Annotated in this window: 11 protein-coding genes; 6 read left to right on the top strand and 5 right to left on the bottom strand. The window is 73.7% G+C overall.

Annotated features, from left to right (window positions below; all coding sequences use genetic code 11):
* The first annotated feature begins 85 nt into the window (after window positions 1-85).
* Complete coding sequence (locus AB0898_RS12625; RefSeq protein WP_366802878.1) at window positions 86-745, top strand: MSMEG_1061 family FMN-dependent PPOX-type flavoprotein; 660 nt, start codon at window positions 86-88, stop codon at window positions 743-745.
* 94 nt (window positions 746-839) lie between these two features.
* Here the strand turns inward: AB0898_RS12625 and mmuM are convergent, their stop codons facing one another.
* The 3 genes from mmuM to AB0898_RS12610 all read right to left on the bottom strand — a co-directional run bounded on the left by mmuM (window position 840) and on the right by AB0898_RS12610 (window position 4,086).
* Window positions 840-1,817, bottom strand: coding sequence for a homocysteine S-methyltransferase (gene mmuM, locus AB0898_RS12620; RefSeq protein ID WP_366802877.1), 978 nt, complete (start codon window positions 1,815-1,817; stop codon window positions 840-842).
* Between the two features lie 362 nt (window positions 1,818-2,179).
* Complete coding sequence (locus AB0898_RS12615) at window positions 2,180-2,761, bottom strand: WHG domain-containing protein (RefSeq protein ID WP_366802876.1); 582 nt, start codon at window positions 2,759-2,761, stop codon at window positions 2,180-2,182.
* Window positions 2,762-2,814: 53 nt separating this feature from the next.
* Window positions 2,815-4,086 carry an FAD-binding protein gene (locus AB0898_RS12610; RefSeq protein WP_366802875.1) on the bottom strand — a complete coding sequence of 424 codons (1,272 nt, stop codon included), beginning with the start codon at window positions 4,084-4,086 and terminating at the stop codon, window positions 2,815-2,817.
* Between the two features lie 205 nt (window positions 4,087-4,291).
* Here AB0898_RS12610 and AB0898_RS12605 point away from each other — a divergent pair, with 205 nt between their 5' ends.
* Window positions 4,292-5,611: a radical SAM protein gene (locus AB0898_RS12605; RefSeq protein WP_366802874.1), complete on the top strand. Its 1,320-nt coding sequence runs from the start codon at window positions 4,292-4,294 to the stop codon at window positions 5,609-5,611.
* A gap of 261 nt (window positions 5,612-5,872) precedes the next feature.
* Complete coding sequence (locus tag AB0898_RS12600; protein WP_366802873.1) at window positions 5,873-7,363, top strand: cellulose binding domain-containing protein; 1,491 nt, start codon at window positions 5,873-5,875, stop codon at window positions 7,361-7,363.
* On the opposite strand, the gene AB0898_RS12595 is transcribed toward AB0898_RS12600, so the two are convergent.
* On the bottom strand, window positions 7,326-9,170 hold the full coding sequence (locus AB0898_RS12595) for a hypothetical protein (protein WP_366802872.1): 1,845 nt from the start codon (window positions 9,168-9,170) through the stop codon (window positions 7,326-7,328). The genes AB0898_RS12600 and AB0898_RS12595 overlap by 38 nt on opposite strands.
* Window positions 9,171-9,528: 358 nt before the next feature.
* On the opposite strand from AB0898_RS12595, the gene rsgA reads away from it, so the two are divergent.
* The 3 genes from rsgA to AB0898_RS12580 all read left to right on the top strand — a co-directional run bounded on the left by rsgA (window position 9,529) and on the right by AB0898_RS12580 (window position 13,561).
* Entirely contained in the window at window positions 9,529-10,632 is a 1,104-nt protein-coding gene (rsgA, locus tag AB0898_RS12590) for a ribosome small subunit-dependent GTPase A (RefSeq protein ID WP_366802871.1), read from the top strand.
* Window positions 10,633-10,758: 126 nt separating this feature from the next.
* On the top strand, window positions 10,759-12,186 hold the full coding sequence (locus AB0898_RS12585) for an AlkA N-terminal domain-containing protein (protein WP_366802870.1): 1,428 nt from the start codon (window positions 10,759-10,761) through the stop codon (window positions 12,184-12,186).
* A gap of 184 nt (window positions 12,187-12,370) precedes the next feature.
* On the top strand, window positions 12,371-13,561 hold the full coding sequence (locus tag AB0898_RS12580) for a GDSL-type esterase/lipase family protein (RefSeq protein WP_366802869.1): 1,191 nt from the start codon (window positions 12,371-12,373) through the stop codon (window positions 13,559-13,561).
* A gap of 72 nt (window positions 13,562-13,633) precedes the next feature.
* Here AB0898_RS12580 and AB0898_RS12575 read toward each other — a convergent pair whose 3' ends face one another.
* Window positions 13,634-14,116, bottom strand: a complete 483-nt coding sequence (locus AB0898_RS12575; protein WP_366802868.1) for a DUF456 domain-containing protein — start codon at window positions 14,114-14,116, stop codon at window positions 13,634-13,636.
* Window positions 14,117-14,167 lie beyond the last annotated feature (51 nt).

Genomic DNA, 14,167 nt, shown 5'->3' with positions numbered 1-14,167 from the left:
ACGGGCCCGGGTCCGTCGGCCCGGGTCCGCCGATCCGGATCGGCCGATCTGGATCAAGAACAGATCGGCGCTTACTGTTGGGGCCATGTCACCCACCCTGGCCGGCAGTGCCTTCGACTCGCTCCGCCTCGACGCCGTGCCCGACCCGGAGACGCTCCGCCAGGCCTACGCGCTCCCCAGCGACGCGGCCGTACGCAAGCAGATGACCGAACTCACCGACGAGACCCGGCGGTTGATCGGCTGCTCATCGCTGGTCCTGGTCGCCAGCGCGGACGCCGAGGGCAACTGCGACGTCTCCCCGCGCGGCGGCCCCGCCGGATTCGTCGCCGTCCTGGACGCACGGACGGTAGCGATCCCGGACGCGACCGGCAACAAGCGTCTGGACACCCTGCAGAACGTCATCGCCACCGGACGGGCCGGGCTGCTCTTCGCCATCCCGGGGCGCACCACGACGCTCAGGGTGAACGGCCGCGCCTGCGTCTCCACCCGCCCGGAGTTGCTGTCGCGGCTGACCGCCGTGGGCAAGCCGCCGGCCAGCGCCCTGGTGGTGGGCATCGAGGAGGTCTACCCGCACTGCCCCAAGTCGCTCCTGCGCAGCGGGGCCTGGAAGCCGGAGCAGTGGCTTCCGGCGGACGCCCAGCCGACCTCGGCCGAGGTGACCCTCGCCCAGCTGCGGATGCCGGAGCTGAGCATCGCCGACATCGAGCGGGACGAGGCGGAATCGCTGAAGTACCGGTACGAGTGAGGGGCCGGCCGGCGCGTACGGCCCCGTCGGCCCCGCCGCTCAGTGAGGTCGGCCCCGTCGGCGCCGGCCGCTCGGCGAGGTCGGCCCCGTCCCCTCAGCGAAGGCGCCGTACCCCTGCCAGCCGCTCCGCCACCCCCCTGATCATCTCCGGCCCCACCCGGCAGCACCCTCCGATCAGGCGGGCGCCGGCCGCCCGCCATTCATCCACCAGACCGGCGTCGAAGCTTGCCCGCCCGTCCCACCCCCGGGCCTGCGCGTCCCAGGACTCCCCGCTGTTCGGATAGACCACGACCGGCTTGCCCGTCACCCGGTGGGCCGTCTCGACGGCGTACAGCGCGTCCTCGGGGGCGCAGCAGTTGACGCCGATGGCGATCACCTCGTCCACGCCGGCCGCGAGCCCGAACGCCTCTTCCAGCGGCTGCCCGGCCCGTGTGTACCGCCCCTCGACGGTGTACGACAGCCACACCGGCACCCCGAGCCCGCGCACCGCGCGCAGCAGCGCCACCGCCTCGTCGGTGTCCGGCACGGTCTCCAGGGCCAGCACGTCGGGACGAGCACCGGCCAGCACCTCCAGACGCGGCCGGTGGAACCGCTCCAGCTCCGTCACGCTCAGCCCGTACCGCCCCCGGTACTCCGAGCCGTCCGCGAGCATCGCCCCGTACGGCCCCGCCGACGCCGCCACCCACAGCGGCCGCGCCACGTCCGCCCGCCGGGCCGCCTCCCGGGCCAGCTCCACGCTCGACGCCATCAGCCGCGCGGCCGCCTCCCGCCCGGTCCCACGCCTGGCGAACCCCTCGAAGGTGGCCTGGTAGCTCGCGGTGATCGCCACGTCCGCGCCCGCCGCGAAATAGGCCAGATGCGCCTCGGCCACCGCCTCCGGCCGCTCGTCCAGCAGCCGCGCCGACCACAACGCGTCCGACAGATCGTGCCCGGCCGCCGCCAGCTGGTTGGAGAGACCACCGTCCAGCACGACCGTCCCGACGGCGAGGGCCTCGGCCAGCGAGGCGGTGCCGCTCGTACCGGAATCGCGGCTCGTACCGGAATCGCCGCTCGTACCAGGGTCGCTCCTCATACCCCCGAAGCTAGCCCCCCGAGCAGCACCCCGGTCAGCCGCTCCGCGAACTCCACCGGATACTCCAGCGCGCCGAGATGCCCGCCAGGGAACCCCAGCAACCGACTGCCGAACCGGGAGGCCAGGAACTCGGCGACTCGATACGGCAGCCCGCCCCGACGGCGCGCGCGTCGAACACCGAGGGACCACCCCCGCATGCGCGGGGACCAGAGTTGGCCTCGCCAATCGCGTTCTCGGGGGCCACCCCCACATGACGCAGGGACCGCGAAGCCGTGGGGTTCGGCCTCGTCTCAAGCCGATCCTACTTGCGACCCGAACCGCTGGGATGCCCCGTGCCACCAGTAGTACGGGCGAGCCGCTCCTCACGCAGCGCCCGTCTCCCTCGGCCAGTGCGTCAGCGCCCGATGCAGCGCCTCCACCCCCTTCTCCCAGGACGCCGAGACGTCCCGGTCCGCGCCGAAGGCGCCCGCTGATTCCAGGACGCAGTAGCCGTGGAAGGTGCTGCGCAGCAGGCGGACGGCGTCGGTGAGGTCGGGTTCCGTCAGGTCGTAGGCGCGGAGCATCCCGTAGGTGATCTCGGCGGTGCGGCGCAGGGCGGGGGAGTCGGCGATCAGGGGCGGGGCAATGCGGATCTGGGTGGCGGCGTAGCGGCCGGGGTGGTCGAGGGCGTAGGAGCGGTAGGCGCCCGCGAACGCGGTCAGCGCGTCGCGGCCCGCGCGCCCGGCCACCACCGCCGCGATGCGGTCGATCAGCTCGCCGCCGGCGAAGAGCGCGAGCCGGGTGCGCAGGTCGTGCAGGTTGCGGACGTGCGAGTAGAGGCTCGCGTCCTTCACGCCGAAGCGCCGCGCGAGCGCGGACAGCGTGACGTTCTCGAAGCCGGACTCGTCCGCGAGTTCGGCGGCGGCCGCGACCAGCCGGTCCACGGTGATGCCCGCACGGGCCATGGGCCCACCTCCCTAGGATTTCTCGGCAGAATCCTAGGGTATCTAGGAAGCCGCTACGACAGCTCCAGCGCCTCCCGCACGAACGCGTTCGTGAACTTGCCCGTCGGGTCCAACTCCCATGCCAGCACCCGGAAGTCGGCCAGGCGCGGATACCGCTCGCGCAGCACGGAAGGGGGCGTCCGGAACACCTTCCCCCAGTGCGGGCGCGGCGCGAAGCGGTCCAGGGCCGCCTCCACCGCGTGTACGGCGGGCAGTACGGCCGGCAGGTCGTCCGCCCAGGTGAAGTGCAGCGCCGCCGAGTCGCGGCCGTAGGCGGGGCTCAGCCACTGCGTGTCGGCGGCGATCGTGCGGACTTCGCAGGTCAGCAGCGGGCCGGAGAATTCCGCGCGGACGGCCTCCAGCGCGCGCAGCGCGTCCGGCGCGGCGGCTCTCGGCAGCAGGTACTCGGACTGGTACTCGGCTCCGCTGCTCGGCGTGAACTCGGCCCGGAAATGCGGAAGTCGCTCGTGCCAGGGCCCCGCCACACCGAACTGCCCGGTGCAGTTGACCGCCGGCATCCCCGGCACCGGATGCGCCGCCTCGGTCGCGGGCGCCGCCCACGGGAAGTCCACCGGCGCCTGGTCGGTGCGCCGCTTCACCCACACCGTACGGAAGCCCGGTGCACGCCAGTCGGTGAACAGGCTGACGCTGTACGCCGATCCGGCGACCGCCTCGAAGTCCAGCCCGTCGAGCGGCAGTTCGGTGAAGACGTGCTGCTCGACCCCGTAGGCCGGTTCCAGGTCCAGGGTGAGCGCGGTGACCACGCCGAGCGCGCCGAGGGAGGTCACCGCGCCGTCGAACCCGGCCTCTCCGCGCGCGAGTTCGACCATCGTGCCGTCCGCCGTGAGCAGCTCGACCGCCCGGACCGCCGACGCCAGCGGGGCGTTGCCGATACCCGAGCCGTGCGTGCCGGTCGCCACCGAGCCCGCCACCGAAATGTGCGGCAGCGAGGCCATGTTGGCGAGCGCGAGCCCCCGCTCGTGGACGGCGCGGGCGAGTTCGGCGTACCGGACGCCGCCCGAGACCCGGACCGTACGGGCCTCGGTGTCCACGTCGATGACCGGCGGCAGCGCGGCCAGCGAGACGAGCACGCCCTCGCCGCCGGGGTCCGCGACCGTGTTGAACGAGTGACCGCTGCCCAGCACCCGTACCCGCGCGGCGGCGGCCACCAGGTCCCGCAGCGCCGCCACCGACCCGGGCCGGTGGAACTCCTTGGCCGTGTAGGTGATGTTGCGGGCCCAGTTGGTGACCGCCTGCCGGCCGGCCGTGCGCGCCGTCTCCGTCATCGTCGTCGTCCCCTCCGAGAGTGCTCTTCGGCCCGACCTTCTCACCCCGCGGTCCCCTGGGGAAGATCACCCAGGGGACGGTGCACCGCACGTCAGGGGCGCCGTACCGGCGAAGACACCACGCGCGGAGCCGCCCCCGGGACGCCTCCACCGGGAGCGGGGGCATACGGTGAGGGGTGAACGCCTGAGCCGGGAGGAGATACGGATGGGCAGCCGTACCGCGCTGGTCGAGGATCTGATGGAACGGTTCCCGCATGTGCCGCGGGAAGCCGTCATCAAGGAGGACCTGCTCCGGGGCGGTGTCGCCTTCGACGCCTCCGCCCTGAGCGACAACGAGGACGGCGAGGTCAAGCCGAAGTCGTACTTCATCTTCTCCTTCGACCACGGCACCCTGCCCGAGCTGGGCGAGGCCGCACTGCGCAGGCCCCCGGAGGAGATCATCCTCACCGGCGGCCCCTACGGGCTGCGCCGTACGGTGGTCTCCGTACGGGTGAACCCCGCCTCCCCCTACCGGGTCGCCGCCGACGAGGAGGGGCAGCTCGGCCTCTACCTGGACGGCAAGCGCATCTCCGACGTCGGGGTTCCCCCGATGCCGGAGTACTACCGGCACACCCTCTCCAACGGGAAGTCCGTCATGGAGGTCGCCCCCACCATCCAGTGGGGTTATCTGATCTATCTGACCGTCTTCCGGGTCTGCCAGTACTTCGGCGCCAAGGAGGAGTGCCAGTACTGCGACATCAACCACAACTGGCGCCAGCACAAGGCGGCAGGGCGGCCGTACACCGGCGTCAAGGACGTGGAAGAGGTCCTGGAGGCGCTGGAGATCATCGACCGGTACGACACCCAGAAGGCGTCCACCGCCTACACCCTGACCGGCGGCGCCATCACCAAGACGGTCTCGGGGCGCGACGAGGCCGACTTCTACGGCCACTACGCCAAGGCCATCGAGGAGCGCTTCCCCGGCCGCTGGATCGGCAAGGTGGTCGCCCAGGCGCTGCCCAAGGCGGACGTGCAGCGCTTCAAGGACTACGGCGTGCAGATCTACCACCCCAACTTCGAGGTGTGGGACGAGTATCTGTTCAAGATGTACTGCCCCGGCAAGGAGCGGTACGTCGGCCGGGACGAGTGGCACAAGCGCATCCTGGACTCCGCCGACGTGTTCGGCGCGCGCAATGTGATCCCCAACTTCGTGGCGGGCGTGGAGATGGCCGAGCCCTTCGGCTTCAAGACGGTCGACGAGGCCATCGCCTCCACCACCGAGGGCCTGCGCTTCTTCATGTCGCAGGGCATCACGCCCCGCTTCACCACCTGGTGCCCCGAGCCCACCACCCCGCTCGGCAAGGCCAACCCGCAGGGTGCGCCGCTGGAGTACCACATCCGGCTGCTGGAGGCCTACCGCGCCACCATGGACGACTTCGGCCTCTCCTCCCCGCCCGGCTACGGCCCGCCCGGACCCGGCAACGCGGTGTTCTCCGTCAGCTCCTTCATGGACAGCCTGCCCGCCCAGGAGCCGGTGGAGGCGTGACAACCGCCGTGCGGCGGTGAGGTGTCGAGGTGCGCGGGCGCCCGTGCTGAACGCGCGGGCGCCCTTTCCCGTATCCCTGGGAGGAGTGGCGAGTCCGAGGAAGGGCGCGCGCGGTCACGCCGAGCGACCGGAGGCTCACCGGATTCGAACGGTCCGCTTGTCAGCCGCCTCGGCGGCGTGAAAAGCTCCTGCCGCCGCGGGGTATCGCCAACTCCATCGCCTCTGTGGTGAGTTGACCTCTTCGTGGACGCGGGAGTCCGATTGTCCGACCTGCCGACCCCTCAGGACGCCGACGAGAGCGCGCTGTTCTCCGAATGCTGGGACGCGGTCCTGTCGTACGCGGACCTGTGCACCTCCGGCTCCATGACGGCACGTCAGCTGGCCGACGAGGCCTTCACGCTGGGCGTACGACGCCTGCGTGCGGAGGGAACGGCCGTACGCGGACCGGGCCGTCGCCCCGCCCGGCTGCCCGTCGTACCCGAACTCCTCACCGCCGTACGGGAGACGGCCGCCGAGTGGGAGAGCGCGGGGAAGGGGCAGGGGCTGGACCCCGATCTGCGGCTGTGGCTCAACTCCGAGACCGCGGCGCGCTATTCCGGGCCGCCCCTCACCCGGCCGATCGCACTGCGCGGCCTGCGGGACATGCCCGAGGCGGACGCCACGCTGCTCTGGCTCGCCGAGGTCGAGGCGCTCCCGCTGACCGTCGTCGCCCGCCGCCTGGGCCTCGACCCACAGACCGTGGAGACCGAACTCGACCAGGTACGCGTGCTGTTCCGCGAGCGCTGCCACCGCGCCCACCGGGACACCCCGCTGGACGCCGAGTGCCGCAGCTACGCCCGGCTGCTCGACGCCGTCACCCGCTCGCCCGGCGCCGAGGAGCCCGACGACCTCTCCCGCCACCTCGCCACCTGCGTGCCCTGCGCCGAGGCCGCCGCCTGTCTGCGTCTCCAGGGTGGCGCCCTGCCCGCGGCCTTGGCCGGCGGCGTCGTCGGCTGGGGCGGCCTCGCCTATCTGGAGCGCCGCCGCCGGGCCGCCGAGGTCCGCCTCGGCGCGGCCGGCTCCTCCCGGAACCCCGGCGACCCCGCCCGGGACGCGTCCCGCGCCCGCGCGGTGCGCGGCGGCCTGCTCGCCGCCGCCGGTCTGATCTCCGTCGTCGCACTCGGCGCCTCGCTGATGCCGTTCGGCACCTCGGACGGCGACGAGGCCGCCGCCGCGCACGACGACCAGCGCCCCGTCGCCGCCCCCAGCACCACCCGCCCCACCCACGCCCCCTCCCGCTCGGCCGCCCCGGCCACCACCCGCACGCTCCCGGTCACCCCGACCCCGAGCGCCCCGAAGAGCCGCACCCGCCGCGCCACCCCGAGCCCGGAACACCGCGGCAGCGCCTCCGCGCCCGCCCCCGGCCCCACCGCCACGGCCTCCCACGCCGCCGACCCCACCTGTCACGTCGCCTACCACCTGGACGACGAGTGGAGCGACGGCTTCCAGGCGACCCTCACCGTCACCACCGACGACGCCCTCACCGACTGGCAACTGGCCTGGACCTTCGACGACGGCCAGCGCATCGGCCAGACCTGGGACGCCACCCCGCACCAGTCCGGCACGCAGGTCACCGCAAGCGCGAAGAGCTACAACAAGTCGGTGGCGGCGCACGGGTCTTTCGCCTTCGGGTTCGTGGGCACACACGGGGGCGGGAACCACGCGCCCGACGACTTCAGTTTGAACGGGTCGTCCTGCGCGACGGATGAGTAGGTTCGGCGGTGGGTGAGGCAGCCATCACCGGACCAGTCATGCACCACCCGCGGGACCGGTGGCTGGAACGCCCGCAGAGGAGGGGCTGGTCGTCGTCATCGTCCAGGGCGTACGGAAACTCGGCGATGCGCTGCTCCTCCCGGCTCCCCAGTGCCGCGCAGCGGGCGGCCGAATCGGTGTCGCCGCAGGCCAGGGACGCGCCCTGGGCCACGTGGAACAAGGTCGGGGGCGGGCGGTGGAGGGTGTTGAGGAGAGTCGTGCCAGTGGTGAGGGACCGGTGAGCGAGGGCGGGGAGTCCGGCGTCGGCGGCTGCGTGCGCGAGACGGAGGTGTTCCTCGGTGACATCGAGGCCCACGCCGGTGTCGCTCCAGTCGGGACTCTGGTCCTCGGGAGTCGTTTCGACGTCGAAGAGCGTGGGCTGGTCCTGGCCCGGCGGGCTGTCGACGGTGGCGAGTGCGCGCCGCAGTGAGGCACCGGCCTCGTCGAGGTCGCCGGACTGGCGCTCCAGGGCCGCCAGACGGACGTACGCGGTCCTGCGGCCGGGATCGGTGTCCTGCAGCCGGGTGTACAGGCGCTGGGCGCGCGCGGCCTGCCGGAAGTCACCGAGCGCCGTGAACTCGTCCGTGATCCAGGGAAGTTCGGCAGTGTCAGCGGGACCGATGTCGTCGAGGGCACGTATCAAGGCCGTACGAGCGAGTTCCGTGTGGCCCTGGCGGCGGCCCAGCGCGATCCACGTCTCGATCGGCTCGTGCCCCGGGTCGTCGCCGAACCACTCGGGGGTGTCGAGAGCCGCGACCCACTTCTCCAGAGCCTCGGGCTCCCAGCGCGGTTCCTCGCCACGGCCCTTGCCCGACAGGCCCAGCGGCAGGTCGGACAAGGCACACCAGGTGTCGAAGTTCGCGCAGCGGGCGGCGTACAGCCTGTGGAGGTCCTCCTCGGCGCGGAGGCGGGCCACCAGGAACACGGCGAGGTGCAGTTCCTCGCCCATCCCGCCGAGGGCGGCCCTGCCGCGGCAGAGGGTCTCCTGCTCCAGCAGATGACGCAGGAGGGGCAGGTGCGCGGCCCTCCGGTCGTACCGTGCCGCGTGCAGGACCCCGGCGCGGCGGCCCGCGTGCGCGTCATGTTCCCCCGACCCTCTCGCGCCGGCCACCGGCGCGAAGGCGACTTCCCGCCAGGCGCCCCGATTGGCTCGGAGACGGTCCAGGGCCGCCCGGCAGACGGCAAGCACGGTCTCCGCCGGCGACAGCCGAGGGTGCGGGTCAAGGAGTTCGTGGGCGCAGCCCTCGTCGGCGAGCAACAGCACATGGTCCGGCTCGGTACGGCGCAGGGCGCGGTGCATGCGGGCGAAGAGTTCGGCGGGCGGCGGCGGTGTCAGCCCCAGGGCGGCGAGGAGTTCCCCGCGACCGGCGTCGAGTTCGGGGGCGTAGGAGGCGCGGATGTCCGCCTCCGCCGCTCCGACGGCCGCGATCACCTCGTCCGCCGCCGTTCCGGGCGAGAGCCGCACGTGGTCCCGCCAGCCGGGGAGGCCGGCCACCAACTCCAGTGCGTCGGCGACGCTTTCGGCGATCAGCCCCGCCCGCCCGTCCGAGTCCGCGTACAGCACGCCGCCGTCGGCGCCGCTGAGGAAGTAGGTTCCGCCGGTGTCGTCGCCCGCGATCCCCGTCAGCGGCGCGCCCGACGCCAGCCGTACCTCCTCCCCGTGCTCGGCCCGGCCGAGATCGAAGTCGAAGGGGAAGGCGGCCAGTTCGGCAGCGCGGGGGTTCTGCCGCAGCAGTTCGAGGAGACGCGGGGTGTCGGAGCGGGACATGCGACGGACCGTAGCAGCCGACGAAATGGGGTACCGGCGCCCGACGTCTCCCGGGCGCGAGCGGTCCGGAGAGTTCTCGGGCACGTCCGGACTCCCGTCTCCGGGCGACGCACCGCGATAAAAATCGATGGTGGCCGAGCATGCGCCGCTCTAGAGTGAGAACCACTTCGCGAGGCGGCCGCCGGCTGCCGCTGTCGACTTGGTGAGGAACGGGAGGTGTGACCGATGACTGTCTCCGTGACGAGCGCTGTCCGCGCTCAGCAGGCCATCCACATCACCTCCGTGGCCTCCGGCTGACCTTCCGTATCGTCCGCGCCTGTGAGCGCGCAGCCGGGGTCACCCCTGTGAAGGGTTTCCCTTGAATTTCCCCTTTGGTTCCCCGACTTCGGCTGCTCTCGTCCCCTACGGGTGGGACGAGGACTGGGAGTCGGAGTTCGTTCCGTACGCCGAGCAGGGGCTCGTCCCCGGCCGGGTCGTACGCGTCGACCGTGGGCAGTGCGATGTCGTCACCCCGGAAGGGGTCGTCCGTGCCGACACCGAGTTCGTCGTCCCCCGTGACCCGATGAAGGTCGTGTGCACGGGGGACTGGGCCGCCGTGGACCCTGAAGGGGGCGATCCGCGGTATGTGCGGACTCTGCTGCCCCGTCGTACCGCCTTCGTCCGGTCCACCTCCTCCAAGCGGTCCGACGGGCAGATCCTCGCCGCCAACGTGGACCATGCCGTCATCGCCGTGTCCCTCGCCGTCGAGCTCGACCTCGGCCGCGTCGAGCGTTTCCTCGCGCTCGCGTGGGAGTCCGGTGCGCGGCCCGTGGCCGTTCTCACCAAGGCCGACCTCGTGGCGGACCCGGTGACGCTCGCGCATCTCGTGCAGGACGTGGAGACGACCGCGCCCGGGGTGCCGGTGCTCACCGTCAGCGCGCTGCACGGCGACGGGCTCGACGTGCTCCGGGCGCTCGTCGGCTCCGGTACGGCCGTGCTGCTCGGTCAGTCCGGCGCGGGGAAGTCCACCCTGGCCAACGTCCTTGTCGGGGAGGACGTGATGGACGTACGGGCCGCGCGTGACGTGGACGGCAAGGGCCGCCACACCACGACCACCCGCAACCTGCTGCCGCTGCCCGGCGGTGGCGTCCTCATCGACACCCCGGGCCTGCGGGGGGTCGGCCTCTTCGACGCGAGCAGCGGGGTCGGCCAGGTCTTCTCCGACGTCGAGGAACTGGCCCGCGGCTGCCGTTTCCCCGATTGCGCCCACGACAGTGAACCCGGCTGCGCGGTGCGCTCCGCCGTGGACAGCGGCGAGCTGCCCCACCGCAGGCTCGACAGCTACCGCAAGCTGATGCGCGAGAACCAGCGGATCGTCGCCAAGACGGACGCCAGGCTCCGCGCGGAGATCAAGCGGGACTGGAAGCGGAAGGGCGCGGAGGGGCGCGCGGCCGCGCAGGCCAAGCGGGGGCGGTGGTCGTAGGCCCCGTTCCCTAGGGGATGCCTGGCGGGGCGTCCCCTAGGGAACTGCTCCCCCTAGGGGGCCGCCAACCCCATGTCCGATTCCCGCTGGCCGCGCCCCCTTCCCCCGCCCCACACTGGAAACGTGATGGACGAGGACAGCAGGTACGAGGCGGTGCGCGGGCGGGACGGGCGGTTCGACGGGGTGTTCTTCTTCGCCGTGCGGACCACCGGCATCTACTGCCGCCCGAGCTGCCCCGCCGTGACCCCGAAACGGGAGAACGTGCGGTTCTTCGCCACGGCCGCCGCCGCGCAGGGCTCGGGCTTCCGGGCCTGCCGGCGCTGCCGTCCCGACGCCGTACCCGGGTCGGCCGCGTGGGACGCGCGGGCGGACGTGGCGGGACGGGCCATGCGGCTGATCGCCGACGGAGTCGTGGACCGCGAGGGCGTCACCGGCCTCGCGGCCCGGCTCGGCTACAGCACCCGCCAGGTGCAGCGGCAGCTCACCGCCGAACTCGGCGCCGGACCCGTGGCCCTCGCCCGCGCCCAGCGGGCGCACACCGCGCGCGTCCTGCTCCAGACCACCTCCCTGCCGGTCACCGAGATCGCCTTCGCGGCCGGTTTCAGCAGCGTGCGCCAGTTCAACGACACGGTCCGCGAGGTCTACGCCCGCACCCCGACCCAGGTACGGGACGCGGCCCCCGCCCGTCGCGCCGCCCCCGGCACCGGCATCCCGCTGCGCCTCGCCCACCGGGGCCCGTACCAGCACGGCCCCGTCTTCGACCAGCTCGCCCGCGAGGCCGTACCCGGCGTCGAGGAGGTCGAGGGCAGGCCGGGCGACCGGGTGTACCGGCGCACCCTGCGGCTGCCGTACGGCACCGGTGTCGCCGCCGTGCGCGAGCGCGGCCGCAGGCAGGAGGCGGCCGGCGGTACGCACCCCGGCGGCTGGCTCGACGCGCGCGTGCACCTCAGCGACCCCCGCGACCTGACCACCGCCGTGCACCGGCTGCGCCGCCTCTTCGACCTCGACGCGGACCCGTACGCCGTCGACGAACGCCTCGCCGCCGACCCCCGACTCGCCCCGCTGGTCGCCGCCCGCCCCGGCCTGCGCGTACCCGGCACGGTGGACCCGCTGGAGGCGGCCGCCCGCGTTCTCGCCGGACCGCCGGAGGCCGTGGAGCGCCCGGAGAGCTCGGAGAGTCTGGAGCGCCCAGGGAGCCTGGAGCGCCTGGAGCGCCTGGTGCGCCGCCACGGCAAGACACTGGACGCCCCCAGCGGCACCCTGACCCACCTCTTCCCCGACGCCGCCGCCCTCGCGGGCCTCCCCGGTCCCCTCGGCGCCCTCGCCACCGCCCTGGCCGACGGCACCCTCCGCCTCGGCCCCGGCGCCGACCGCGCCCACGCCGAGCGGACCCTGCTCGCCCTCCCCGGCATGACTCCGGCCGTGGTCACCGCCCTGCGCGCCCGCGCGCTGGGCGACCCCGACGTGGCCCCGCCCGGCATCACGGCTCCCGCCGCCTGGCGGCCGTGGCGTACGTACGCGGTCCAGCATGTGCGGGTGGCGGGGGAGGCCTGAGCGCGGGTGGCGGGCGAGCCCTGAGCGTGGGTGACGGGGAGCCCTGAGCGCGCCCGCCCTCATCTCCGCCCGGACGGACGGGGGTTGAGCCGAGCGGGTGGGGTGCTGGTGCCGTCGCCGGGGGTGTGTGCCGTGGGTGTGGGACGGTCGGCCGTGACGGTACGGCGGCGAAGGGCGGGCAGGGGTGGGCACGTTCGTGCGGGGGCTCGCGGCGGCACTCCTCGCCCTGGTGCCGGGTACGGCCTCGGCCGCCGAGCCCGGCCGTACGGGGCATGCCTGGACGGGGAGTTGGGAGGCCGCGCCCTCCGGTACGACGGCGGGGCTGCCGGGAGCCGCCGTGCGCAACGTCGTCCACCTCAGTGCCGGCGGGAGCGCGCTGCGGGTGAGGATCGGCAACCGGTTCGGGGCCGCGCCGCTGCGCATCGGGGCGGTCACCGTCGCGGTGCGGCGGGGCGCGGGCGCCGGAGCGGTGCCGGGGACCATGCGGACCGTGACGTTCCGGGGCGACCGTACCGCCGTCGTACCCACCGGTCGGGACCTGCTCGGCGACCCGGTACGGCTGACCGTGCGCGCCGCCGCCGATCTGCTGGTCACCGTGTTCGTCCCCGAGGACTGCGGACCGGCCACCGAGCACCGCACCGCCCTGCAGACCAGCTACGTCGCCCGGGCGGGCGCGGGCCACGCGGCCGACGAGGACGACGCGGCGTACACGGCGACCGCCGTCAGCCGCTGGTACTACGTCACCGGTGTCGACGTACGCGCCACCGCCCGCGGGAGCGTCGTCGCCCTCGGGGACTCCCTGACGGACGGCACCGGGTCCACCCCCGACACCAACCACCGTTGGCCCGACCTGCTCGCCGACCGGCTGCGCCGCCACCGGCTCGGCGTCCTCAACGCGGGCATCGGCGGCAACCGCCTGCTGCGCGACGGTACGGGTCCGAGCGCCCTCGCCCGCCTGGACACGGACGCGCTCGACCGCGCCGGGGTGCGGTACCTCGTCCTCTTCGAGGGCGTCAACGACCTCAACGGCACCCCGGCGGCCATCGACCCCGCCGCCTACGAGGAGGCCTACCGCACGATCGTCGCCCGCGCCCACGCCCGGGGCATCCGGGTCGTCGGGGTGACCCTGACGCCGTATCGGGGTCACCCCGCGTATACGGCGGCGCGGGAGGGGGTACGGCAGCGGGTGAACGCGTTCATCCGCGACGGGGGTGTCTTCGACGCGGTGGCGGACGCGGACGCGGCGCTGCGGGATCCGGCCGACGCGGAGCGGCTGCTGCCCCGGTACGACCCCGGGGACCATCTGCACTTCGACGACGAGGGGATGGCGGCGGTGGCCGACGTGGTGGGTGACGCGCTGTGGGGGTGGCGGTGAGGGGTGTGCGGTGTGCGGTGCGCGGTGCGCGGTGCGCCGCGATGGTGAACCGTGCCCGGGGGTGGTCCGCCGTCAGCCGGCCAGCACCGCGCCCAGCCACGCGCCCGCGATCAGCAGGCAGGCGAAGAACTCCGCCAGCACGCTGGAGCCGCCCGAGCGCATCGCCGTGCGGAGCGCCGCCATCGCCTCGCCGTGGCGGCCGAGGCGGAGCCGCTCACTGAGGTAGACGCCGCCCATGAAGCCGGGTACGGCGCCCACCACGGGGAGCAGGACGAAACCGAGCACGCCGCCTACCCCCGCGTACACCGCCATACGGGGGGTGGCACCGCTCTCGCGCAGACGGCGCGGGGGCAGGACCCAGCGCACCACCTGGGAGAGCAGCAGGACGACCGTGGCGCCGACCAGTACGGCCCACGCGAGCGTCCCGGGGCTGGTCAGCGCCCACCACAGGACCCCGGCCCACACCAGCCACGACCCCGGCACGCCGGGCACCAGCACACCGCACAGGCCCAGTGCGAGGACCAGACCGACCAGCAGGAGTTCCCACGCTCCCATCTGCCCAGGGTGCCGGAGGCGGGGGAGGAACGCAGGTCACGGTGGACGGGT

The organism is Streptomyces sp. NPDC005435, assembly GCF_040703155.1.
Taxonomy (GTDB): domain Bacteria; phylum Actinomycetota; class Actinomycetes; order Streptomycetales; family Streptomycetaceae; genus Streptomyces.
The sequence above is the reverse complement of the archived record's forward strand: the minus strand, read 5'-3'. Positions and strand labels throughout refer to the sequence as shown.